Raw genomic sequence first — 22632 nt, 5'->3', positions numbered from 1 at the left:
ATGGAGTGTTTAAGACGACGTTCATCGACTATAGGCTACTCCACCCCTCTGTGCCTGAAACACATGTACCAAAAATATCCGGAACATGCGTTTAAGCCTGTTCCACACCGGAGATAATCCAAAGCCTGTCAGGGCGTTGTTTCCAGCTGATGCTGCTTGTGGTGCATGTGGCACTGCTGGCTACCAGACAGTCGGTCCATAGGCCTGTCCCAGAGCATTGGTTGACTTCTATTTTTAAGTTACCAGTGCTTTGGGGGCTTTCTCAATCAGTTTTGTTCAGTGATTGTGAATATCCCCTGAGACATAATACAGTCTATAACTGAATGCAGCCAGTCAGGGGACTTTACCGGACTCCAGTCAGGCTGATAACCCCCTATTCAATGAAGCCCGATAACCGAGGTATTTCATTGATACCTGTATCGGCTTGATCATTAAGGTTTGGGTAAAGATGCAAGAGAGCAAAAACTTTTACGGACTTGTGGCTATTGACAGGGCGTTACAATGGCGGACCTTTCCCGGTGAGCCTTTGGGTAAAGATCAGGTAAAAATTCGAGTAGTGGCCGCAGGCCTTAACCGTGCCGACCTGTCGCAGTTGGCTGGAACCTACAATCCACCAAAAGGTGTAACACCCGTCTTGGGACTCGAATGCTCCGGGATCATTGAGGCGGTGGGAGCCAATGTCAGCCAATGGCTGCCAGGCCAGCATGTTTGTGCGTTGTTGCCGGGTGGAGGTCTGGCGACAAGCGCGGTGTGTGATCAGCGGCTGTTGTTACCAGTTCCTGAATCACTGAGTCTCGTGCAGACCGGAGGCGTTGTTGAGGTTTATGCAACCGCCTGGCTCAACCTGTTTCATCGTGGCAAAGTCAAAGCCGGAGACAAGGTTCTGTTAATGGCTGGCGCCAGCGGTGTGGGTACCGCAGTTCTGCAGCTGTGTGCTTATTTTGGAATCGACGTAACCGTGGTGGTCGGCAGTGATGAAAAGTTGCAATTCTGCAAGGAGTTGGGAGCGAAAAATGGCTTGAACCGACATCAGCAGGATTGGAAGCTGTTAAAGGCTTTTGGTCCTTTTGATATGGTGCTGGATTGCTGTGCCGGAGACTGGCTGGAAAGATATCTGTCTTTAATGAATATCGGCGGAAGAATTGTCACCATTGGTTTAATGGCAGGACGACAAGCACAATTGGATATGGGGCAACTACTGATGAAGCGGATTCAAGTGATGGGATCCACTCTGCGCTTTTTGCCCATTACCGAAAAAGAAAGGTTGTTAACCGAACTAATGGAAAAGGTTTGGCCTTTATTCGCCTCGGGTCACTTAAAACCGATTACAGATACGGTTCTCCCAATCGATCAATATCAGAAAGCGTATGATTTAATGGCATCCAATAAAACAACAGGCAAGGTTATTCTCACCTTGCCTGCTTAATCCATTATGAATGGCTTTAAAAAACATTGAGGCCTCTGATCATTCTGCGGTGGACATTGAAAGGTGTCTGGCAGAGTCGATCAGTTATACCCGAGCTCAAAGCATTCGTTGCCTTCGGGCTTGCTGTTTGGCAGCTGGCTGGTGTTTTTCATCAGGGGCTTCAGATTTTTTGGGTAGGCTATAGCATTAATAGCGCGACCCTGTGTGCGAATAGTGGTTTTCCGGCTTTTAAATGGCGCAGAGTAGTGGTGTTTCATAGTCTTTCCTGACCGTGCTGGCTTTTGCATGAATACTATTTAAGAATAACAGTAACTCAACCGTTGGGTTAGTCTGAATTTGTACTTAAGTGAGAGTTTCAATTGCAGTATGCAACGCTATGTTAATAAAAGGTTGCAAACTGTTGAGCTAGTAAAATTCTGGTGATTTAAACAGTATTTCTTTTAACACGGTATGGCTGTTAATAGAAATTGAGTAAAGCAAGCGATAGGAGTTTGCAAAGAGAGGCCGACACAGAATGGATCTGTGCCAGTGCTGTAAGAGTATCAAGAGAAGGCTTCGGGTGTCAGGAGTTTTCCGGTAACTGCACGTTGACTTCAAGGGTCGAGCAGTCACCATCGGTATCCAGCCGGACGGAGATGGTGTTATCGGCGACCTGAAAATACTTTTCCACGACTCTCAGTATGTCCTGTTTCATAGCTGGCAGAAAGTCATGACCAGAGCGGTTCAGCCTTTCATGGGCAACCAGTATCTGAAGGCGCTCCTTTGCGACCGATGCGCTGCCCCCGGATTTGCTGGATTTAAAAAATTGCAGCAGACTCATGCACGACTCCTGAAAACTTTCTGGAAAAAGCCTTTTTTCGGAGGTTCAATAAACCGGTGAGGTAATTCAGCGCCCAGAAAGCGTGCGACCATATCGTTGTAAGCCTGACCGGCATCGGTTGTCTGCTGATGGATAACCGGAATACCATGGTTTGATGCCTTCAGAACGTCCTTGGATTCCGGGACAACGGCCAGCAATGGAATGGCAAGGATCTCCTGAACGTCTTCAACATTAAGCATATCGCCCATTTCCACCCTCGTCGGGTTATAACGGGTCAGCAACAGATGTTCTTTGACAGGATCAAGCTTCTTTTCAGCTCTCCGGGATTTGCTTTGCAAAATCCCCAGGATCCGGTCTGAATCCCTGACGGAAGAAACTTCAGGGTTCGTTGTTATGATCGCTTCGTCAGCAAAGTACAGAGCCATAAGCGCACCATGCTCAATACCGGCCGGTGAGTCGCAGATAATGTATTCAAAATCTTTTGCCAGCTCGTCAAAAACCGCTTCAATGCCTTCCAGAGTGAGTGCTTCTTTGTCGCGGGTCTGTGATGCCGGCAATACACTCAGGTTCTCGGTGTGTTTGTCTTTAATCAGGGCCTGATGGAGAGCTGCTTCACCATTAATAACATTCACCAGATCATAGACGACTCTGCGCTCACACCCCATGATAAGGTCGAGATTTCGCAGCCCGACATCAAAATCGATCACCACGGTTCTGTGTCCTTTCATGGCCAGACCTGTGGCGAATGAAGCGCTGGTCGTGGTCTTACCAACACCGCCTTTTCCTGACGTTACGACTATTATGCGTGCCAAGTTCAAATCCTGTGAATAGTAAGTGATGGTCGATGTTCAAGTATTTATTAAAGCCTGCTGATGTGCAAGCGATCCTCAGTGAGCTTTATTAAAACAGACTCACCCCAGTGGCGGCTCCAGGAGGATTCTTCCGTCTGGCCGGTCAGTTTGTAGTGACCACTGATGGAAATCAGTTCGGCCTCAAAGCGATGACAAAAAATTCTTGCCTCAGGGTCACCATTAACCCCGGCAAGCGCTCTGCCCCTTAAAAGTCCGTAGACGTGTATGTGCCCGCCAGCCAGCAATTCTGCACCCGGACTGACCTGTGATAGTATAACCAGGTCGCCCGGGGCATAGATTTGCTGACCGGAGCGAACAGGCTGATCGATAATTTTTGTTTCTGAACCTGAAATGCCTGATGTATCTTCTTTTTGCCCGGTGCCATTAAGCTCATGACGTTCGACCGGCATCGGTTGTCCGTTCTGTTGCATCATGACCACATTTTTCTCTGACTTTGTCTTCTGAAATGGCAGCCAGGCCAGGCCGGCAGACTCTGCCGTGTATCTGAACTGTTCACCACCACGAACGGCAACCAGAATCATACCGGACTCCCTCAGTCGCCCTGCAATGGCTCTCAGATCGGGAGCATCAACCGTTGCCGGTAATGTCTCCAAAGCCATTACCACCGGTGTCTGTTGAAAGAAGTGTGGGGCTTTTTCTGACATCGCCTGTAACTGCTGGCAGAAACTAATCAGACAGCTGTTGTGCAATTCAAGGGTAGTCAGTGTAAAAATACCGCCTTTTAGCTGGAAGGCGGTATTTGAGGGCTTTGAGGTCAGAGTTGAGTTCATGGTGGCCACGTCATTTACGGAAGTGTGTCAGTTATGTTCCTGCTGTATCTGACGGATAATAGGGAAAAGTTTCAGTGCTTCTCATTTTCTGACCTATCGCTCCGTATTGCCTCTCAGGCTACGATCAAAACCAAGATTTCTCAAGTCATTTTACAAGGTATCTCCAGAGAAATATGACCTCAGCCTTGGCAGCTGAGATAATAGGGCTCACTTATGGCAGGTAACTGACTGCTTGTGAAGGTTTCTTGAGAAAGCGTTTTTGGTGAATAGATGAAGTCGGATGAATTAAGCAACACTACAGAGGCGGATCGGTTTCTGTGGTGTTATTTGAAACCAAAGTTCTGGCCGGTATGGCTGGGGTTGGGATTCACTGCTCTTGTGGCAATGCTTCCCTATTCAGTCATGGTGCATCTGGGGCGCTGGATAGGTCGCCTTTTATTGCGTTTTGGTGGCAACAGAGTGCGTATTACCCGGGTCAATCTGGAAAAATGTTTTCCCCAGATGACTGAAGCGGAAAGGGAAATCCTGTTGCAGAAAAACTTTGAGTCGGTCGGTATCGGTTTGATGGAAGTGCTCATGGCCTGGTGGTGGCCGAGAGAGAGACTTGAACGGCTGGTGACCTATAAAGGTCTGGAAAACCTCGACTCAGAGAGTGGGCAGGGCAATCTGTTGCTGATTCTGCATTTCACGACCATAGAAATAGCGGGCGCTCTGATCACTCTCAGGCACAGTGTCGACGCGACCTACCGTGAACACAAGAATCCTGTTTTTGAGTATATGCAGAGAAGACAGCGTCTACGCTATGACCGGGGTAGCCGTTTGTTAGGCCGAAGGGATGTGCGCGGTATGCTGAGATCCCTGAGACAGGGAAAAACCGTCTGGTACTCACCTGATCAGGATTATGGTCCCAAACAAAGTGTTTTTGCCCCTTTTTTTGGTATGCAGGCGGCATCAGTGACTGGCACTTCAAGAATGACCAAAATGGGTAAGGCCAGGGTCGTGCCTATGGTGGTCACCCGAAAACCGGGTTCCCGGGGCTATGTCCTTGAGGTGTTTGAGGCCTGGAAGGACTTTCCCCGGGGCGATGATCTGCAGGATGCGATCCGGGTCAATCAATTTGTAGAAGAGCAGGTCAGGAAAAAACCGGATCAGTATATGTGGCTGCATCGCCGATTTAAGACCCGGCCTGAAGGTGAGGTGGGTTTTTATCAAAAGTAGTTGCCACGATCTGATGAAATAACTGAGTACCAATGTTGCCTCTGTGATTCAATTGTTTTGGAAGTAGATATATACCTAAAAAGAAATGCAGCTGGATAGCTGCATTTCTTCATGGGTGGGTCAGAACAGATTGTTAACCCGCAATCATCAACCGCAAACCATCCAGCCTGAGCATCGCTTTCTGAAGGCATTGATGACCCATTGCGGCACGCAGTTTGAGGTGTTCGATCTCTTCATCACGCACGTTCGGGTTCACTGCTTTCAGGGCAGCCAGTCGCTTGATCTCTTCCGTAACATGGCTTAGCAGGTTTTTGCAGGCTTCAGTCACAATGGGATTAACCTGTTCCTTCGCTGCTTGCTCTGCTTTGGCCAACATGGTCAGAATCGGTTCCCGTTGCGCTTTCACCAGTTTTTTTGCCATCCCTTTCTTAATGGGCTGAAGCTGGGCATTGAGGGTATCGAAGGCAACTTTTTCTGATAGGTTGTTCATGCCAGGGTCGATCAGGCAGCGAATCGGTGTCGCGGGCAGGTATCGATCCAGTTGCAGTTTTTTCTCTCCCGTAGCACCGACGACATAGATCGCTTCCAGCAACATTGTGCCGGGTTTCAGCGCTTTGTTTTTCAGCAGAGCGACCGAAGTGTTGCCCATCTCACTGGTGAGCAGCATGTCCATGCTTTCACGAACCATGGGGTGCTCCCAGGTGAGAAAATGCATATCTTCCCGGGAAAGGGCCAACTCCCGATCAAAGGTGACGGTAATGCCGTCAGCCGGAAGACCTGGGAAGGATGTCACCATATGGCTGCCAGGACGTACAACGAGGCAATGCTTGGAATGATCTTCTGAATCGACGCCAAATCCTTCAAACAGCTTTTCCATATAGCGCTTGAGCTGTCTGGGTTCTTCCTGTGCTTCGATGTCGTTTATCAGGTCTTCACTGGAAAGAGTGCCACGGGAGTTGATTTCCAGCAGGCGATCCCGACCATTGTGGAGGTACTCATTCATTTTTGCATTGAGCTTGGCGGTTTCCTCTATCAAAGGCTGAATATCAGCCAGTGTCGTTTTTTTCTCCGGAATCAGTGTTTCAGTGAACGCTTCACCTAACTGCTCAAAGACCATGCTGCCAGACGGGCAGGTATCAGCGAATGCGTTCAGGCCCTGGTCATACCAGTGGAAGATTAATTCCTGTCCAGTGCCTTCTATGTAAGGAACATGAATTTTGATGGTCTCGGTCTGGCCAATTCGATCGAGTCGTCCGATACGCTGTTCCAGCAGATCCGGGTGAGCGGGCAAATCGAAGAGCACCAGGTGGTGGGCAAACTGGAAGTTTCGACCTTCACTGCCAATTTCGGAGCAGACCAGAACCTGGGCGCCGTATTCTTCATCAGCAAACCACGCAGCTGCACGATCTCGTTCCACGATCGTCATGTTCTCATGGAACACTGCCGTGGGTATGCCTGACAGAATTCTGAGGGCGTCCTCGAGGTCCAGAGCGGTATTGGCGTTGGCACAGATCACCAGCACTTTCTGCTTTTTGAGCAGTTTTAGCAGGTTAATCAGCCAGTCTATGCGTGGGTCGACTTTCCACCAGGGGTCCATGTCGTTAACACGGATATGGGACTGGTAAGCCAGTTCAGGATAGAGCGAACCGCGGACTTCAGTTTCTTCTTCCTGGGCAATCTGATAAAGCTCAGGCAGTTTCTGGGCGTAGCCCTGTACGACACGACCGGGGAATCCACCTACGGCTGCACGGGTATTTCTGAACAACACCCGGCCAGTACCATGGCGGTCCAGCAGAGTTTTTAGCAGTTGTTCACGAGCTGCTTCTTTTTGCTCATCAGAGCCATCATTGATCAGGTCGATCAGTGGTTGGCAGTCCTGGCCGAGGAAACCGGCCAAATGCTGACAGGCGGCTTCCGGCAGATGGTCATTTTCCAGCAGCTCCTGTACCGCTTCGGCCACAGGCTCATAGCTCTTCTCCTCTTTCTGGTAGGTCTCCAGATCATGGAAACGATCCGGGTCCAGTAGGCGGAGTCTGGCAAAATGACTTTCGGGGCCCATCTGTTCAGGCGTGGCTGTCAATAGCAGCAGTCCGGGAATCTGTGACGACAAGGTTTCTACAACCTGATATTCACGGCTGGGGTCTTCTTCTGACCAGACCAGATGATGAGCCTCATCGACGATCAGCAGATCCCAGTCAGCTTCCAGGACCTGTTGGAAACGATTTTCGTACTGGCTCAGGAAGTCCAGGCTGCAGAGAATCAGCTGTTCGGTGTTGAACGGGTTTTCATCTTCAATCGCACGGCAACGCTCTTCATCAAACAGGCCGAAGTGCAGGTTAAAACGACGCAGCATTTCGACCAGCCATTGATGTTGAAGTGTTTCCGGAACCAGAATCAGGACCCGGCTGGCACGTTCTGTGATCAGTTGCTGATGAAGGATAAGACCGGCTTCAATGGTTTTACCCATGCCAACTTCGTCAGCCAGCATCACTCTGGGCGCATGGCGTCCGGAAACCTCACGGGCTATGTGCAGCTGATGGGGGATCAGGCTGGTACGGGCACCGAGAAGCCCTCTTACTGGAGCGCTCAACAGGCGACAATTGTTCAGCAATGTCTTGTAACGCAGAGAAAAATTGCTGTTTTGGTCGATTTGACCTGCCAGCATTCTGTCCTGCGGTTTGTTGAAGTGAATAAAGTTGCCCAGCTCCGATTCGGGAAGCTCTCCGGGCTTGCCGTTGGGAAGAAGACCCTTATAGTGCAGCAGACCATTCTCTTCGATGACTTCTGTCACCGTCATGGTCCAGCCCTCGTGACTCTCTATCTTGTCACCAGGATTAAATTGTACCCTTGATAGCGGGCAGTTATTAATGGAGTACAGCCGGGTTTCACCGGTGGTGGTGAACAATAGGGTAACCATGCGACTATCGAAAGTCAGAACGGTACCTAATCCTTGTTCAGTTTCGGTGTCACTGATCCAGCGCTGTCCAGGAACGAAGCTCGTCATGTCGTGACTACATACCTTGCCAGACAAAAAGGCCGCTATATTAGCGGAATTCGCTGTATTAGCAACCAGTACAAGTGCTACTTGGCGGGCTGCTTCACTAGTGTCTCGGTCTGATAATGGGAAAAATGACCGCTAGAACCACTATCTTTGGTAAAAAAAAGGGTTTCTCAATCAGGAATGAAAGAAAGATTTTTTTTCATACAAAGCTATTTTTAGCTGAATCTGAAGCTGATCAGAGGGACGGTTAATGCCCATGACGCTTTGTTTTTGATTCGTTTATGAACAGGAGGTGAAATGAAAAAGGATTGAAATGAAAAAGGTGCTGACGGCAGAGCGAATCAGGGCATTCCGCTCTGGCAGTCGGGAAGTGCGTGCGCTGGATCAGGCCGCGGCCTCATCCTCATCCTTATCCTTTGTGTCGTTGTCTTGCTCAGAAGTCTGGCCAATCTCAAGCACCAGGTCCGGTTTGCCTTTAAAGGCTTTGGCAAAGGCTTCCTTGTTTTTAGCGAACATCAGGCCGATCTCTTCAGCCAGGTCTTCATCGATTTCAAAGCGGTCTTCCAGCAGGCTGGAGATGTTGGCGGCCAGCTCCAACATACGATCGTATTCTTCAGCGGCTTTCTTGTCTGTAAACATGCTTCCGTCCCGGTCAACTCGCCACATGGGGGTAATAGACATGGCCCTCTCCTGTAAGGCTTGGTTTAAAGTTACTGTATATAAATACAGTCATTCTGTCCAGTGGAACCCCTGAAGGTTAGCATGGAAACTCAAAGCATTTTCAGGACTTGGCAAGAGCTCCGGGTCATGGTTGGAGCTCAACAGCATTAACGATGTCTGTTCTTTTTGAAAACGCCGGGCTTTTTGTGAGGCGAGGGACGCTTCTTGTTGATAGCGGGGTTGCCACGGGAGCCCCTGGTTTTCAGGCCTGTTTTTGTGTGTCGTGGATCGGCTCTGCGTGTCACTGCGTTGGGCGCGGGTGGCAGTTGAACGGCAGCGGCCAGATCGTCGATGTCCGCTTTTTCTACTTCTTCCCACTGGCCCATGCGCAGGTGGTCAGGAATGATGACATTGGCAAAACGTACACGCTTCAGACGGCTGACAGTCAAATCCTGGGATTCCCAGAGTCTGCGCACTTCGCGATTACGGCCCTCCAACAGGCAAACATGGAACCAGCGGTTGATGCCCGAACCGCCTGAGTCAACAATATCGGTGAAGCGGGCAGGGCCATCTTCCAGCTCTACGCCATCGAACAGGTTCTTTACTTTCTGCTCTGTCGCATTACCCATGACTCGAACAGCGTATTCACGTTCAACCTGGTAAGAAGGATGCATGAGACGACTGGCCAGCTCACCATCTGTGGTGAACAACATCAGTCCGGAGGTGTTGATATCCAGACGGCCAATGGCAATCCAGCGCTCTCCCTGAAGTTTGGGCAGTTTGTCAAAAACAGTGGGGCGGCCTTCCGGGTCGTGGCGGCTACAAATCTCGCCTTCAGGCTTGTTGTAGGCAATGACGCGGCGGATTCCGGACGCATAGGTTTCCAGTTTGACCGGGCGACCGTCGACAGCAATCTTGTCTTCAGCATTGGCACGATCGCCGAGGCTGGCCTGTTCACCATTTACGGAGATTCGACCTTCGCTGATCCAGCGTTCCATCTCACGGCGCGAGCCCAGGCCGGCGCCCGCCAGGATTTTTTGCAGTTTTTCACCCTGGGGAGGAGTGGTTTCAGTTGTCATGGTATTTATGGCTATGCCGCTCTGTTTTTCTATCAAAGGGGCCAGAGTATAGCGACTTAATATAGGTTAAGACAGCGTGGATTTACGCTGCTGTTATGCTGAGTGATCAGACATGGTTCAGGGGTCAGTTCTTTCGTTTGATATTTCCCCGGATATTTCTGCTTCAGGAGCGGGCTCTTCCTCAATGGGCATATCGGTCGTCTGATATCGAGTTTCATCGCCTTCAGTGGGAAGTTCTGTCAGTTTCTCTGATGTCTGAATGTCCTGTTCAACTAACTGCTCTTCTTGCTCTGGTGCTTCGGCTTTCTTTTTACGGATCAGGTCATCAAAGTTGTCTGGCAGATCGGCTTCCAATTCATCCAGTTCGGCAAATAGCTCATCAGAGGATTGACCTTCAATCTCAATGGCCTCCTGATCTTCTGCGTCCTCTGTCGTTGGCTCCCTCTGATCGTTGGCTTCAGCCAGCTCCCGGGCAGCTTCCTCCAGATTACGAATCTCGGATAGGGGGGGCAGTTCATTGAGGTTTTCCAGATTAAAATAATCCAGAAACTGACGAGTTGTGGCAAACATGGCCGGGCGACCCGGCACATCCCGGTGACCCACCACACGTACCCATTCACGATCCTGAAGGGTTCGTATGATATTACTGCTGACGGCTACCCCCCGGATGTCTTCAATTTCCCCCCGGGTGATTGGCTGACGATAGGCGATGAGTGCCAGAGTTTCCAGCAGTGCCCGTGTGTAGCGCTGTGGTTTTTCTTCCCAGAGTCTGCCAACCCAGGTGGATAGTTCCTGTCTGACCTGGAAGCGGTAACCCGATGCCACCTTTTTGAGTTCAAAGCCCCGTCCCTCACAGGCTTCAGAGATGGACACCAGAGCTTCGCGGATCTGGTTGCCATCCGGACGCTCTTCCTCGGGGTAAAGGTCTTCGGGGAACAGGGCGGCCAGCTTTTCTTCAGTCAGGGGTTTCTGGCTGGCCAGCAGGGCTCCTTCCAGGATGCGTTGCAGCTGTTCTGCTTCCATTAGTCAATCCGGGCCTTAACGTGAATGGGACCAAAAGGTTCATTCTGTATCAATTCGATCAGGGATTCCTTGATCAGTTCCATCACCGCCATAAAGGTAACGACGACACCGAGTTTGCCTTCCTCCAGCCGGAACAGGGCAACAAAGGGGGTGAAGCGTTCAGATGTCAGCATGGACAGGACCTCACTCATACGCTCACGGGTGGACAGAGCCTCCTGTTCAACCTGATGATTGACGTACATTTCTGACCGGCGGAGCACCTCTCCCATGGCCAACATGATCTCCTTGAGATCGACTGCCGGATGGGGGCGATCCTGCTCAAGGTTGGGTGGGGCAGCATTGGCTTCATGAAGATCCCGAGTCATCCTGGGCAGTTGGTCAATATCTTCTGCGGCTTTCTTGAAACGCTCATATTCTTGCAGTCGACGAATGAGCTCAGCACGGGGATCTTCTTCCTCGTCTTCGTCCTCAGAGACTCGTGGCAGCAGCATGCGGGATTTGATTTCGGCCAGTGTAGCGGCCATGACAAGGTATTCTGCTGCCAGCTCGAATTGTCCTGATTCCATCAATTCTACATACTGCATGTATTGCTCTGTAATGACAGCTACCTTTATGTTCAGGATGTCCATGTTGTTGCGTTTGATCAGATAGAGCAGCAGGTCGAGAGGGCCTTCAAAGGCTTCCAGAAAGACCTGCAGGGCATCCGGTGGGATGTAAAGGTCGTCAGGCAACTTAGCCATGGGCTGACCCATAACCCGTATCTGGTGTTCAATGATTGCAGGCTCAGAGCCTGATTGAGTTTCCGGTGCCAGCTCTGCAGGGAGTTGTTTTCCGGGCTCAGCCACGGTTTCCGTGGAGGTCATTGATGCATCACCCTGTTGTAAATCCTCTAGCTGAAAAAAAGCAGCTTGACCGACCAGGCTCCTGACGGTGAAACTGCTTTTTATGATGATCAGGCTTAAAACCTGACCCGTATTTTGCAATGGCTGTTACATCACTGAAACACAGTGTTCAACGATAGTCCAGTCCTATGGCTTCCCGGACCTCCCTGAGGGTGTCCTGGGCTTCGTCCCGTGTCTTTTCGGTCCCTTCGGCAATGATACTTTTCACGACATCGGGATTGTTTTCCAGTTCTCTGGCTTCCGTGCGAATAGGCTCCAATTCGGCCTGAATCGCTTCAATCAGAGGTTTTTTGCAGTCCAGACAGCCGATACCTGCTGAGCGACAACCCTCTTGAACCCAGTCTCTGCGCTGCTCATCTGAATAGACTTGGTGAAGCTGCCAGACCGGACACTTTTCCGGTTCGCCCGGATCATTCCTGCGAATGCGGGCCGGGTCTGTGGGCATTTTTTTCAGTTTCGACGCAACACCGTCCTGATCTTCCCTGAGGCTGATGGTATTACCGCAGGACTTGGACATTTTCTGACCATCGAGGCCCGGCATACGGGCCTGTTCAGTGAGCAGAGCCTGAGGCTCCGGCAGGATAACCTTGCCTGTACCTTCCAGATAGCCAAAGAGTCGCTCCTGATCGCCCAGAGTGATGTTGCTCTGCTCTTTCAACAGCGCCTTGGCCGTAGCCAAGGCTTCGTCATCCCCGTGTTCAAGATAGGCTCGACGGAGCTTGCGGTAAAGGTTGGCGGTTTTTCGACCCATTTTACCGATGGCTGCCTCGGCATTATCCTCAAAGCCGGGCTCTCGTCCATAAAGATGGTTGAAGCGTCTGGCGATTTCCCGGGTGATCTCTATATGGGCTTCCTGGTCAGCTCCGACGGGTACCAGTCCTGCACGGTAGGCAAGGATATCGGCGCTTTGCAGCAATGGATAGCCAAGGAATCCGAAGGTGGAGAGATCTTTTTCCTTCAGTTTTTCCTGCTGATCCTTGTAACTGGGTACTCGTTCCAGCCAGGAGAGCGGTGTGATCATGGAGAGCAGCAGATTCAATTCTGCATGTTCCGGAACTCTGGACTGAATGAACAGGGTGGCCGAACCCGGATTGATGCCAGTTGCCAGCCAGTCAATGACCATGTCCCAGACGGAGTCTTCCAGTTTTTCTGGCTCTTCGTAGTGAGTGGTCAGTGCGTGCCAGTCAGCTACGAAGAAAAAACACTCATATTCATGTTGCAGCCGAAGCCAGTTTTTCAATACCCCATGATAATGGCCAAGATGTAATCGGCCAGTGGGTCGCATGCCAGACAGAACACGCGACTGTGAGTCTACAGCGCTCAAGAGGCTCTCCCGTTAGAATCCTGTGTTGACAGGGTACGACAGTTTGCACGACGGTAAAAGCGTGTTTTTACACGGCATGAATAAATCAGTCATGAGTGACTGAAAAATTCCGGTCATGGAATCGGATTTCTTCAACAATAGATTCGTACAGTGATCGTTGTTCAGCTGAGAAACGGTTCCGGATTGCCTTTACCTTCCCGAAGGATTTCAGGCGTGTCCGCCAGCAAACTGATCACTGTGGTTGGCTCCATACCCCTATAACCGCCATCAATGACCAGATCCAGCTGGTTTTCAAGTGTTTCACGAATGTCGTATGGGTCCAGCATTGGCTCATTGTCACCCGGCAGCTGTAAGGTGCTACTCATTATGGGAGCATCCAGTTCATTGAGCAGGGCACTGACAATGCTGCATTGAGGTACTCGTATGCCCAGGGTCTTTCTTCTGGGGTGCATCAGGCGGCGGGGAACTTCCCGGGTGCCTCTCAGGATAAAGGTGTAAGGACCGGGTGTGTGATTTTTCAGCAAACGATATTGAACATTGTCGACCTGGGCGTAGGTTGCCAGTTCGGAGAGGTCTCTGCACACCAGTGTGAAGTTGTGCTTTTCGTCCAATCGACGAATCTGGCGAATGCGCTCAACCGCTTTTTTGTCACCAATCAGGCAGCCCAGAGCATAAGCTGAGTCAGTAGGGTAGGCAATCACCCCGCCGGCCCTCAGGATTTCTGCGGCCTGACGAATCAGACGAAGCTGTGGCGTCTCAGGATGAATCTGGAAAAACTGACTCATGGCTGTTGTGTACATGGTACCTGCACCTTTGAACCGTCTTTTAGATACTGTGTTCAAAGGGGTGTCGACAGGTTGCCATTCTCTTGCAGTTATAATGGAGCGCGCATCATACCACTGAAGCAAGGTAGTGCAACGATTCTGTTCGATCCGGAGGTTTTAGTTAATGATTTGATGCAACATGCATACAGCTATGTTCGTGTTCATCTGTTGACACTGATAAGTAGGCAATGGGTAAAGAGTCAAAGACTAAGCCGTCAATGATATCTTCATTAAGGCGATGACTTTTCAATAGAATAGGGGTCATTATGTCTTTTTCTGAATATTTGAAGGACAGTAAACAATGATCAGGAATCATTTTTTTGATTGCTCTATCCGATGTGATTTTATGAATGGTTGATTCATGCTCTCCATAAACAGACGGTTCAACCAGTAGCTCATTATGCTTCAGTCGATGTTTAATGGTACAGCTTTCTAAAATTTCTATAATTCTTGAATTAAAGTAGGCGGGTGCTTGAATCTCTTTGAGCCTTAACTGTTCAGGAGTCAACTTTGAGGTGTCGTCATTTTCTGAGGCATATGGCATTGTTAACAAGACATCATTACAGTAGTGAGCATCCATGCTGCGTAACCTCATCCTAAGTTAATAGGTTCGGCAAAAATTAATGGAAAAAGTTCATAACACAGATGTCAGTGTTGCTTACTTTTTTGAGAAATAGCAGGAATTAGCCGAAACGGGACATCCACCATTTAAAGCTGATGGCGATCATTTGGTGACCACCAGCTCTCCCAGACAGGCAGGGTACCATCGGGAAGTTCTGGTGCTCTGCCCAGTTCTACCCACGGATTGGCAGGGGTATGGAAGTCACTCGCTCTTGAAGCCCCAAGTTCAAAGTTCTGGCAAAGTCTGGCCAACGTTTCCCGCTGTCCGGGAGGTTGCTGGCAGCTGCTGACTTCAAGGGCGTGGCCACCTGCCAGTTTGAAGTCCCTGACCAGAGCCCTGAGTTTGGTGCGGGTCATTTTGTATTTTCCCGGGTGAGCTAATACAGCCGAGCCTTTCAAAGCTCTGATCCAGGCTACGGCCTGACCCATGGGAGGCCAGAAGGCCTTCAAGTTGCCTATTTTCTGATGCGACAAATGTTTATCAAAAGCCGCCTGCAACTCATTGATGTAGCCTTTTTCCAGCAACCAATGGGCGAAGTGAGGGCGGCCTGTCTGGATATTTTTTCTCGATAAAACAAAGCCGTCAGCCGTTTGTTTCTGCCGGTTTAAGGCCAGTTCAATGACTTCATCCATCAAAACGTCTGCACTGATATCGAGTTTCAGTTTCTTCACCAGGCGGTTGGCGATTAGCAGTGATCGCTGCTTTCTGGCAGAGCGCTGGTGATGAATGATTTTTTCAAGATCCGGGTGTGACAGGGAAAAATTAAGGCCAACAATATGGATTTCCATCGCAGACCAGGTAGTTGATAATTCCATCCCGGTGATCAGCCTGGGGCCTTCGAGCGTTTTATTCTTTAGAAACTGGTGTGCGGCCACCGAGTCATGGTCCGTAATAGCCAGTATATCGACACCTTGATCACGTGCTCGTTCATAAACTTCCAGCGGTCCCATGGAACCATCGGATGCGGTGGTGTGGCAATGGAGGTCGACATTCAGGGTCATTGCGATACAAATAAGTAGTAACTGTCGGTACACTCTACCACCAATGGAACGGTAAAGGCTTTTAAAAAATTGGCAGGATAGATCCGGTCAGGCATGGCAATGAAGTCGTTCCATAGTAAACTACAGGGTGATTTAGCGAGCTCTGAATTCGGCTAGTGAGCCGCCCTGAGCAAAATATCCAAGTAAATCACAAGGTAACCCGACTGGTTTAATATGAAGCAACTGATTGATTTTATTCCACTGATCATCTTTTTTACGGTCTACAAAATGGACCCCAGAATGGTGGATGTAGCCGGATATTCTCTTGAGGTGGGAGGAGCCATCAGTGGCACTTTCTTCCTGATCATTACATCTGTCATTGTTTACGGTGGCAGCTTCATCAAGAACAAAACTCTTGAGAAGAGCCAACTTATTACTCTGTTAGCCGTGGTTTTATTCGGTGGTATGACTCTGGCTTTTCAGGACGAGAACTTCCTGAAATGGAAAGCACCGATTGTAAACTGGATCTTTGCTGCCGCCTTTCTGGGCAGTCAGTTTATTGGCCAAAAACCACTGGTGCAGCGAATGATGGAACATGCCATCAGCCTGCCCGATGAGATCTGGATCCGTATGAATCTGAGCTGGGTCATATTCTTTACACTACTGGGTGCCGCCAACCTTTATGTCGCCTTTACCTTCCATGAGTTCTGGGTGGACTTTAAGGTGTTCGGCAGTCTGATTCTTACTTTTGTCTTTGTCGTCTTGCAGTTCCTGGTGATCTCAAGACATATTCAGGCCGAGGAAAAATAAATGCTATACGCAGTCATCAGTGAAGATGTTGAAAATAGTCTGTCTCTGCGCAAGACAGCCAGGCCTGCTCACCTGGAAAGACTTGAGGTGCTAAAATCCCGGGGGCGCCTGGTTCTGGCAGGCCCTTGTCCTGCTATAGACAGTAATGACCCGGGTGAGGCCGGGTTCAGTGGCAGTATTGTTATCGCTGAATTTGATAGCCTCGAAGCCGCACAATTATGGGCTGATGATGACCCCTATGTGGCCGCTGGTGTTTATCGTTCTGTGAGTGTGAAGCCATTCAAGAAAGTACTCCCCTGATTTTCCTTCCGGAAGTCTGTCATTTTGATATTAAGGTATACAGGCGCCTCGCCCTGTCTGAAGCATTCTGATAGCAGGGCAGCCTGGCTAAGAGAGAAAACGTGAAACAATCCTTACACAAACTGTTTTTGTCCCTTGGTGCTATAGTGCTACTGGGTTCAATGGTTCAGGCTGAACCGGTTCAGGCTGAAACTCGTTATGTTACTGATGTTGTTTATGTCCCACTGCGTTCAGGGCCCGGTGCTCAATACCGGATTTTGCACCGGGGTCTGAAAACAGGACTGAGAATGACAGTTCTCGAAGCTGATGCCGGAGAAGGATACAGCAAGGTCAGAACGGCTGACGGATTAGAAGGGTATATCCCCCGTCAGTATCTGGTGGTCGAGGAGCCTGCCAGAGAGCGTCTGCCAAAGGTGCTGGAAAACCTTTCGCAACTGACCAAAGAGAACACGGCTCTAAAATCTGGATTATCTGCCACTGAGGATGAGCTGGACAATGTTAAAGGTACTCTTGAAGAGACCACCGGGCTGTTGGACGACAAAACCTCTGAGTTTATCGCCTTGAGAGAAGCGACCGCTGATCCTCAGGCACTGGATCGTCGGAACAAGCAATTGATGGAAGAAAATTTACAGTTGAAAAACCGGATTGAGGTAATAGAGGCTGAAAATAACCAGCTGATTCGGAGTAGCAGTATGCGCTGGTATCTCTATGGAAGTGGTACGATCATAATAGGTATTCTGCTGGGTTTGTTCTTGCCAATGATCCGATTCCGCAAAAAGCCTGCTTCCGACTGGGTTTAACCGTCTTCCTGAAGGTTTGAAAGAAGCCCCTGATATGACACGATCGGGGCTTCTGAAAGTAGCTGGATGCTGTCAGAGCCTGCTGGAAGTAGCGAGATTCTCTTTGGCCGGACTAGCATAAATCAGGAACGGTCATTGTGTCCGAGATCCCGTTCAGGATCTATCAGGTCACGGACTTTCTGTTTGATCTGCTTGGGTTGCGGAAAGCCGCCGTCCTGTTTTCTTTCCCAGATCTGTTTGCCGTTCAGGGTGATGACAAAGACACCACCTGTTCCGGGCTTCAGTCTCACCTCTCCCAGATCGGTGCTGAACGTACTGAGCAATTCCTGAGCAAGCCAGGCGGAGCGGAGCAACCACTGGCACTGGCTGCAATAGTTTATTTCTACAATGGGTTTTTCTGTCACGGTTTACTGCCTTGCAAGAGTTGAGTGAGTGATAGGTTCTATTTATTTTTGCCAGTGCCCTCTGTTCCTTCCTGGCTTGCTCAGAGTGTTCGGGAAGCCGCTTCAAATCCTACCATGAGTGTATCAGTCGGGCACGGTTAAAAGGCATTTTTTACTCAGCAGGCTCCTGATAGAATCTGCCCGTTAATGCAGTGAAGGAAAGGCCATGACGGTCATTGTAAATCCCGATATCGAACAATATTGCCATGACATTACCGGCGGTGAGTCGCCACTTCTGAAAGAGCTGGCCCAGGCGACAGAAGACCGGACCCGCTATCCGGGAAATATGTCGGGAAGAATGGTGGGGCAAACCTTGAAACTGCTGGTAGCCTTAAGTCACAGCAAGAGGGTGTTGGAAATCGGCATGTTCACCGGCTACGCGGCTTTATCCATGGCTGAAGCCCTGCCAGAGGATGGTGAAATCTATTGTTGTGAAACTAATCCTCGTGCCATTGCTATTGCAGAGGAATTCTTTGACCGATCACCCCATTCTCATAAGTTGAAAGTACTGTTTGGCAAAGCATTGGAAACCATCCCTACCATTGAGGGAGAACTCGACTTTGTTTTCATTGATGCCGACAAGAAAAAATACTTTGAATATCTGGAGCTGATTCTCCCCATGCTGAAGCAGGGAGGCGTTATTGTTATTGACGATGCGCTCTGGAAAGGCGGTGTATTGAACCCTCTGGATGAGCGGGATGAGGTGATTGCAAAGCTGAACCGCTATCTGTCTTCCAGGGCGGATCTGGATAATGTTCTTTTACCCGTCAGACATGGCCTTCATGTGGTACGTAAGATCTGATTTTAATCCTCTTTTTGACATTGTTTTAAATCTGACAGGTTTCTGGGGCATTAGTCCAACTCACTATTTGCAAAGAAAGATATGTTCTAGACGATCCATTGCCTCCCGGGAACCTCATCACCTATAGTTTGGCTAAACCAAGACACAAATGTTAAAGAATAAGTATTTCGGGGGAATCAATGGATCTGGAGACCATTAACCGTGAGCTTGCCGAGCGCTCGCCACAAGAGATTATCCGCTGGGCTCTGCAAAAGGCTATGAAGCCGGTGGTTACCACTAACTTTGGTCCTCACGAAGCTGCCATTCTGCATATGTCCACCCGGATTCAACCGGATTTGCCGGTGATCTGGATTGATTCTGGTTACGGCACACGGGCGACCTATCGCTTCGCCCGGGATCTGATCCAAACGTTGGAATTGAACATTCAGATTTATCACCCGGAATACAGTCGTGCCTATCGTGATGCCATCATGGGTGGTGTGCCAGAGGTGGATACGCCAGCGCATGACGAGTTTACCCGACAGGTCAAACTGGAGCCTTTTGGACGGGCCATGCAGAGTTTTTCTCCTGACTATTGGTTGACGGCTATCAGAAAAGACCAGACAGCTTTTCGTCAGGGTTTGGAGGTCGTCAGTGAAACCAAAGACGGTTATTACCGGGTAGCCCCTCTGTTGAACTGGACAGAGCTGGATGTTGAAGAGTACCTGGTAATGAACGACCTTCCCATTGAAGAAGATTACTATGACCCTACCAAAGTCATTGGTAACCGTGAGTGTGGTTTACACACCTCGGTCTCCTGAGTGTATGGGGGGATTAAGAGCAGGCTGCCTGATGAGCCCGACAGGCAGCCATGTTGGTGATTTTTACTGATCTTTATGGGTTAGCTTGTCCAGGCCACGGCTGTAGAAGTCCAGCCAGTCATCCAGAACGGCTTTGACATCTTCTTTGGTGACTTTGTCGTTGTCCGATTGCTTGTTGATTCCTTTACGCAGCACCTCACCTTCCAGTCTGCCTGTTTTGCCATCTCTCAATTGCACTTCCAAATACAGAGCCACGATGTAATCCAGACGGTCGGTGGCTGTTTTGATCAGGGTTCTGGCAACGGCGACGGGGAGAACAAATTGTCTGGGTTTAAGATCCTTCATCTCTGACACAATGCCGGTAATGGCTGGCTGAATAACCAAAACACCGGGTCCGGGTTTTTCTGCCAGTATTCCTCGCTGCTTCAGGCCTTCCCTGAAACCATTGTTCAGGTAGTCAGCGACTTTAGTGGCTACTTCGCGCTGGGCATCATTGGTGGCGTTGTAATTTGGGAACAGATTGACGGGCTCAAGATAAACCTTTTTATACTTTTTCAGATCGCCGCTGACCCAGCGCATGGCGGTATCATCATCAAAAGCAGTCAATCTTTCATAGTTTTCTAGATAGCCGCTGAAGGGTTGTTCTTCAGTATCAATTTTTTGCTGCGTTGAGCAAGCTGTGAGTAGCAGGGCGCTGACAAGCACAAAAGGCAGAGCAAGAGGCAGAGTAAAAAGTCGGCGAATTTTTTTATAAGCTGTCATGGTGCGAGCCGTTGTTTGATTAAGGTATTTGCTTTAACTGGGGTAGAGTGTCTACTAATGTTTGTCTTTTGAAAAGTATGATTTACCGAGATCGTCTGCTAAAAGAGTCCTTCTGAAGGGGCTCTGAGGGGTTCCGGGGCATCGATCACTCTGGGCCAGCGATGACTCTTGTGACAACTTTGTTCGTTTTCTTCGGTCACGACATACAGTCGGGTAAAAGGGCCATCAGTAGCGATCAGCCCCTGGATAAACTGCTGTTTTTCCAGGAGAAACCAGTGGCTCTCCCCCGCTTCATCTTTTTCCATAAAAGCATCAACGCTGATTTTGACGGGCCTGGGGCTAAACCGGTTCCAGATACCCTTTTTAATGGACTCCAGTCTTGCCCAGCCTCCCTGTGGTGTAAGGCCTGGCTGACTCTCGCGGCGACCCCAGGGAACCAGAACCTGCTGACCCTGTCGGCTCAACACCGGCAGGCGGGCTTTGGGATTTGGGAAATAGGTTTTGATGGTCTGACCATCCAGCTCGAATTGTACACCGCCGCACACGTCGGGGGCTCTCCACTTCAGATCCGGGGCGAAGGATTTTACATTCTATCAATCAATCGAAGAAGGACTGGATTGGATATTTCGAAGTAGTGCACATTGTTATCAGGGCCTCTCCTCTTGGTGAGCGATTGCTTGACTGGCATTGGTTGCCGCAGAAGATGAACGCTCAATATGCTTTTCAACTTGCTTAATATCACTTGCAATCTCTTCCATCACAGCGACTACAAATTCTTTCGCTTCTTCATTCTTAACATTATCAGGATTATACCTGGGTTCAATGTAATCCAGAGAACGATAATGCTCTAACTGCTTGACCCCGTTTATCATGGTATCGGTGATAGACTTGATTTGTCCGGGAATTAATCGCTGTTCGGAGTCCAATGCTTCTCGACGTGAATCGAAATTTTTAACATCTTTTCCAACATATTGGGTAAATTTCGCAGAATGCATACTGTCGACATAAGTCATCAATACTTTAACCTGATACTGTCCGAAATTCACCGGTTCTCGTGTTTGAAATTCCGCAAGCGTTTCGCCCTTTGAGGGAATACTATTGGAATTACCGTGCACATTATCTCCTGTCACACTATTCATTTTAAATGCCTCTTCAAGGAAATGAGTTGTTTGTTTAGCTCCTTTACTCAGACAATCCCACCCCAGAAAGATTCCCTATCATATAAGGTCGCATGTCAATTGCTGCCACCTCTGCAGTCCGGACTGTCAGGTGCTTGTCCTTTACGCTCGTTCCACTCACCGGGGGTATAAGTATGAAGGGCCAGGGCATGAATGCCCCCTTGCATTTCATCGGAGAGGATTTTGTAAATCAGCTGGTGGCGTTTAACCGGCATTGTGTCTTCAAATGCCTGGCTAACCAGAACCACTTTAAAATGGGATTCAGAGCCCGATGGCACATTGTGCCTATGGCTTTCATTGAATATTTCAAAGTGTTCAAGCTCCAGGGCAGCTGTCAGTTTGTCACTGACTCGATCTTGCATAGTCATACTTCCATTCCACCTTTTTAATCTTGCCGAGACGATCAGATAGATGATTTTAGATTAACAGGAAGAGTGTGGGTTGCGAAGGGAAAAGTGGATCAGGAAAGTTCACTGTTCAAAGTGATGCATTCGATACCTGCTCGAAGAGAACAGGTGTACTCAATAGATGTGCTGAAGGTGATGTCACCGGCGCAAATCACTCTAATCGATGAGGCCTCTGATAATGCCGAGTCCAGCCATTGTCCATAGTCCTGTCGCCCTGTGGTCAGGGTGTAGCTGAATTGATCCATTTGCGAGAGTGCTTCCAACGACCCAAGACCGTAATGTTCGTCGCTGCTGTATGTTTCGTGGATTAGATGAATTCTAAGATGTGATGAGGACTCAATATTGCCCAGGGCTTCACGGGCATAAGCCAGCAAGGGGGCCAGCCCTATTTCCTGGGCAATAAGGATTTGGTCAGGGGTATCGAGCAGATTTCCACAAAGATTTAATCCACGGGGGCTGCTGATGCTGACTCGCTGTCCTGCTCTGGCAGCATCGTGCGCCCAGGTGCTGAAAGGGTCTGCCACCTTACGCTGGATATGGATGACCATCGATTGATCAAGGTTTGGCATTGACGCCAGATAACACTCTTTTTGCAGCTGTTGTCCTACGTCTATACAGATGTGTTGGCCGGGGGAATAGCTCATCGGATGCCGGAGAGCGAGCGTCAGGGCCACGACAGTGGGGCTTAAGAACTGTTTCGCAGTAATAGCGGCTTGAGTGTGGCTTCTGGAGGGCAGGGAGACGGTCATATCATTTTCAGGCAGACACTGGCACGCCAGAAAATACCCTTCACGGACTTTTTCACTGCT

General features: G+C 49.5%; 26 protein-coding genes. 7 read left to right on the top strand and 19 right to left on the bottom strand.

Going from position 1 to position 22632, the window contains the following annotated elements; genetic code table 11:
* Window positions 1–448 precede the first annotated feature (448 nt).
* A complete protein-coding gene (locus KDK16_RS09680; protein ID WP_257254124.1) occupies window positions 449–1426 on the top strand; it encodes an NAD(P)H-quinone oxidoreductase in 978 nt (325 codons plus the stop codon).
* An 80-nt stretch (window positions 1427–1506) separates the two neighbouring features.
* Here KDK16_RS09680 and KDK16_RS09675 read toward each other — a convergent pair whose 3' ends face one another.
* From KDK16_RS09675 to minC, 4 genes are all read right to left on the bottom strand, one after another.
* On the bottom strand, window positions 1507–1683 hold the full coding sequence (locus KDK16_RS09675) for a hypothetical protein (RefSeq protein ID WP_257275820.1): 177 nt from the start codon (window positions 1681–1683) through the stop codon (window positions 1507–1509).
* A gap of 305 nt (window positions 1684–1988) precedes the next feature.
* Entirely contained in the window at window positions 1989–2246 is a 258-nt protein-coding gene (gene minE, locus KDK16_RS09670; protein ID WP_257253361.1) for a cell division topological specificity factor MinE, read from the bottom strand.
* Entirely contained in the window at window positions 2243–3058 is an 816-nt protein-coding gene (minD, locus tag KDK16_RS09665; protein ID WP_257275819.1) for a septum site-determining protein MinD, read from the bottom strand. The genes minE and minD overlap by 4 nt, the downstream gene beginning before the upstream one ends.
* Window positions 3059–3105: 47 nt before the next feature.
* Window positions 3106–3888: a septum site-determining protein MinC gene (gene minC / locus KDK16_RS09660; protein WP_257275817.1), complete on the bottom strand. Its 783-nt coding sequence runs from the start codon at window positions 3886–3888 to the stop codon at window positions 3106–3108.
* A gap of 270 nt (window positions 3889–4158) precedes the next feature.
* Here minC and lpxL point away from each other — a divergent pair, with 270 nt between their 5' ends.
* Window positions 4159–5106 carry an LpxL/LpxP family Kdo(2)-lipid IV(A) lauroyl/palmitoleoyl acyltransferase gene (gene lpxL / locus KDK16_RS09655; RefSeq protein WP_257275816.1) on the top strand — a complete coding sequence of 316 codons (948 nt, stop codon included), beginning with the start codon at window positions 4159–4161 and terminating at the stop codon, window positions 5104–5106.
* 133 nt (window positions 5107–5239) lie between these two features.
* Here lpxL and rapA read toward each other — a convergent pair whose 3' ends face one another.
* The 9 genes from rapA to KDK16_RS09610 form a co-directional block, all read right to left on the bottom strand.
* A complete protein-coding gene (gene rapA / locus KDK16_RS09650) occupies window positions 5240–8110 on the bottom strand; it encodes an RNA polymerase-associated protein RapA (protein ID WP_257275815.1) in 2871 nt (956 codons plus the stop codon).
* A 381-nt stretch (window positions 8111–8491) separates the two neighbouring features.
* Window positions 8492–8788 carry a YebG family protein gene (locus KDK16_RS09645; protein ID WP_257275814.1) on the bottom strand — a complete coding sequence of 99 codons (297 nt, stop codon included), beginning with the start codon at window positions 8786–8788 and terminating at the stop codon, window positions 8492–8494.
* A gap of 146 nt (window positions 8789–8934) precedes the next feature.
* Entirely contained in the window at window positions 8935–9846 is a 912-nt protein-coding gene (gene rluB / locus KDK16_RS09640) for a 23S rRNA pseudouridine(2605) synthase RluB (RefSeq protein WP_257275845.1), read from the bottom strand.
* 117 nt (window positions 9847–9963) lie between these two features.
* Window positions 9964–10869, bottom strand: coding sequence for an SMC-Scp complex subunit ScpB (gene scpB, locus KDK16_RS09635; protein ID WP_257254257.1), 906 nt, complete (start codon window positions 10867–10869; stop codon window positions 9964–9966).
* A complete protein-coding gene (locus tag KDK16_RS09630) occupies window positions 10869–11732 on the bottom strand; it encodes a ScpA family protein (protein WP_373690692.1) in 864 nt (287 codons plus the stop codon). The genes scpB and KDK16_RS09630 overlap by 1 nt, the downstream gene beginning before the upstream one ends.
* Before the next feature lie 148 nt (window positions 11733–11880).
* Window positions 11881–13095, bottom strand: a complete 1215-nt coding sequence (locus KDK16_RS09625) for a tryptophan--tRNA ligase (protein ID WP_257275812.1) — start codon at window positions 13093–13095, stop codon at window positions 11881–11883.
* A 161-nt stretch (window positions 13096–13256) separates the two neighbouring features.
* Window positions 13257–13880 carry an L-threonylcarbamoyladenylate synthase gene (locus KDK16_RS09620; RefSeq protein WP_257275843.1) on the bottom strand — a complete coding sequence of 208 codons (624 nt, stop codon included), beginning with the start codon at window positions 13878–13880 and terminating at the stop codon, window positions 13257–13259.
* Between the two features lie 160 nt (window positions 13881–14040).
* On the bottom strand, window positions 14041–14499 hold the full coding sequence (locus KDK16_RS09615) for a hypothetical protein (RefSeq protein WP_257275810.1): 459 nt from the start codon (window positions 14497–14499) through the stop codon (window positions 14041–14043).
* A gap of 128 nt (window positions 14500–14627) precedes the next feature.
* Complete coding sequence (locus KDK16_RS09610) at window positions 14628–15575, bottom strand: PHP domain-containing protein (RefSeq protein WP_257275808.1); 948 nt, start codon at window positions 15573–15575, stop codon at window positions 14628–14630.
* Between the two features lie 180 nt (window positions 15576–15755).
* Here KDK16_RS09610 and ispZ point away from each other — a divergent pair, with 180 nt between their 5' ends.
* From ispZ to KDK16_RS09595, 3 genes are all read left to right on the top strand, one after another.
* Window positions 15756–16331 (top strand): septation protein IspZ, encoded by a 576-nt coding sequence (gene ispZ, locus KDK16_RS09605; RefSeq protein ID WP_257275806.1) that lies wholly within the window; start codon window positions 15756–15758, stop codon window positions 16329–16331.
* Window positions 16332–16631 (top strand): YciI family protein, encoded by a 300-nt coding sequence (locus KDK16_RS09600; protein WP_257275805.1) that lies wholly within the window; start codon window positions 16332–16334, stop codon window positions 16629–16631.
* A gap of 101 nt (window positions 16632–16732) precedes the next feature.
* Window positions 16733–17431 (top strand): TIGR04211 family SH3 domain-containing protein, encoded by a 699-nt coding sequence (locus tag KDK16_RS09595; protein WP_257275804.1) that lies wholly within the window; start codon window positions 16733–16735, stop codon window positions 17429–17431.
* Window positions 17432–17553: 122 nt separating this feature from the next.
* Here the strand turns inward: KDK16_RS09595 and KDK16_RS09590 are convergent, their stop codons facing one another.
* Window positions 17554–17835: a SelT/SelW/SelH family protein gene (locus KDK16_RS09590; RefSeq protein ID WP_257255404.1), complete on the bottom strand. Its 282-nt coding sequence runs from the start codon at window positions 17833–17835 to the stop codon at window positions 17554–17556.
* Between the two features lie 205 nt (window positions 17836–18040).
* On the opposite strand from KDK16_RS09590, the gene KDK16_RS09585 reads away from it, so the two are divergent.
* Both KDK16_RS09585 and KDK16_RS09580 read left to right on the top strand, forming a co-directional pair.
* Window positions 18041–18676: an O-methyltransferase gene (locus KDK16_RS09585; protein WP_257255403.1), complete on the top strand. Its 636-nt coding sequence runs from the start codon at window positions 18041–18043 to the stop codon at window positions 18674–18676.
* Between the two features lie 179 nt (window positions 18677–18855).
* Entirely contained in the window at window positions 18856–19476 is a 621-nt protein-coding gene (locus KDK16_RS09580; protein ID WP_257275802.1) for a phosphoadenosine phosphosulfate reductase family protein, read from the top strand.
* 63 nt (window positions 19477–19539) lie between these two features.
* On the opposite strand, the gene KDK16_RS09575 is transcribed toward KDK16_RS09580, so the two are convergent.
* The 5 genes from KDK16_RS09575 to KDK16_RS09555 form a co-directional block, all read right to left on the bottom strand.
* Entirely contained in the window at window positions 19540–20238 is a 699-nt protein-coding gene (locus tag KDK16_RS09575; RefSeq protein WP_257275801.1) for a DUF3313 domain-containing protein, read from the bottom strand.
* 98 nt (window positions 20239–20336) lie between these two features.
* Window positions 20337–20783, bottom strand: coding sequence for a hypothetical protein (locus KDK16_RS09570; protein ID WP_257275800.1), 447 nt, complete (start codon window positions 20781–20783; stop codon window positions 20337–20339).
* A gap of 102 nt (window positions 20784–20885) precedes the next feature.
* Window positions 20886–21377: a hypothetical protein gene (locus KDK16_RS09565; protein WP_257275799.1), complete on the bottom strand. Its 492-nt coding sequence runs from the start codon at window positions 21375–21377 to the stop codon at window positions 20886–20888.
* A gap of 95 nt (window positions 21378–21472) precedes the next feature.
* Entirely contained in the window at window positions 21473–21784 is a 312-nt protein-coding gene (locus tag KDK16_RS09560) for a BolA family transcriptional regulator (RefSeq protein WP_257275798.1), read from the bottom strand.
* A 92-nt stretch (window positions 21785–21876) separates the two neighbouring features.
* Window positions 21877–22632, bottom strand: a 756-nt coding sequence (locus tag KDK16_RS09555; RefSeq protein WP_257275796.1) for a hypothetical protein, incomplete at its 5' end; no start/stop codon positions are given.

Source organism: Endozoicomonas sp. SESOKO4 (assembly GCF_024606275.1).
This window is presented reverse-complemented; position numbering and strand designations above follow the sequence as displayed.

Coding starts and splice junctions, on each gene's coding strand:
- rapA (WP_257275815.1), bottom strand. CDS start 8,110: ATGACGAGCTTCGTTCCTGGACAGCGCTGGATCAGTGACACCGAAACT.
- rluB (WP_257275845.1), bottom strand. CDS start 9,846: ATGACAACTGAAACCACTCCTCCCCAGGGTGAAAAACTGCAAAAAATC.
- KDK16_RS09580 (WP_257275802.1), top strand. CDS start 18,856: ATGGATCTGGAGACCATTAACCGTGAGCTTGCCGAGCGCTCGCCACAA.
- KDK16_RS09675 (WP_257275820.1), bottom strand. CDS start 1,683: ATGAAACACCACTACTCTGCGCCATTTAAAAGCCGGAAAACCACTATT.
- ispZ (WP_257275806.1), top strand. CDS start 15,756: ATGAAGCAACTGATTGATTTTATTCCACTGATCATCTTTTTTACGGTC.
- KDK16_RS09615 (WP_257275810.1), bottom strand. CDS start 14,499: ATGGATGCTCACTACTGTAATGATGTCTTGTTAACAATGCCATATGCC.
- KDK16_RS09620 (WP_257275843.1), bottom strand. CDS start 13,880: ATGAGTCAGTTTTTCCAGATTCATCCTGAGACGCCACAGCTTCGTCTG.
- KDK16_RS09645 (WP_257275814.1), bottom strand. CDS start 8,788: ATGTCTATTACCCCCATGTGGCGAGTTGACCGGGACGGAAGCATGTTT.
- KDK16_RS09575 (WP_257275801.1), bottom strand. CDS start 20,238: ATGACAGCTTATAAAAAAATTCGCCGACTTTTTACTCTGCCTCTTGCT.
- KDK16_RS09630 (WP_373690692.1), bottom strand. CDS start 11,732: ATGACCTCCACGGAAACCGTGGCTGAGCCCGGAAAACAACTCCCTGCA.
- minE (WP_257253361.1), bottom strand. CDS start 2,246: ATGAGTCTGCTGCAATTTTTTAAATCCAGCAAATCCGGGGGCAGCGCA.
- lpxL (WP_257275816.1), top strand. CDS start 4,159: ATGAAGTCGGATGAATTAAGCAACACTACAGAGGCGGATCGGTTTCTG.
- KDK16_RS09560 (WP_257275798.1), bottom strand. CDS start 21,784: ATGACTATGCAAGATCGAGTCAGTGACAAACTGACAGCTGCCCTGGAG.
- KDK16_RS09565 (WP_257275799.1), bottom strand. CDS start 21,377: ATGAATAGTGTGACAGGAGATAATGTGCACGGTAATTCCAATAGTATT.
- KDK16_RS09585 (WP_257255403.1), top strand. CDS start 18,041: ATGACGGTCATTGTAAATCCCGATATCGAACAATATTGCCATGACATT.
- KDK16_RS09600 (WP_257275805.1), top strand. CDS start 16,332: ATGCTATACGCAGTCATCAGTGAAGATGTTGAAAATAGTCTGTCTCTG.
- scpB (WP_257254257.1), bottom strand. CDS start 10,869: ATGGAAGCAGAACAGCTGCAACGCATCCTGGAAGGAGCCCTGCTGGCC.
- minC (WP_257275817.1), bottom strand. CDS start 3,888: ATGAACTCAACTCTGACCTCAAAGCCCTCAAATACCGCCTTCCAGCTA.
- KDK16_RS09680 (WP_257254124.1), top strand. CDS start 449: ATGCAAGAGAGCAAAAACTTTTACGGACTTGTGGCTATTGACAGGGCG.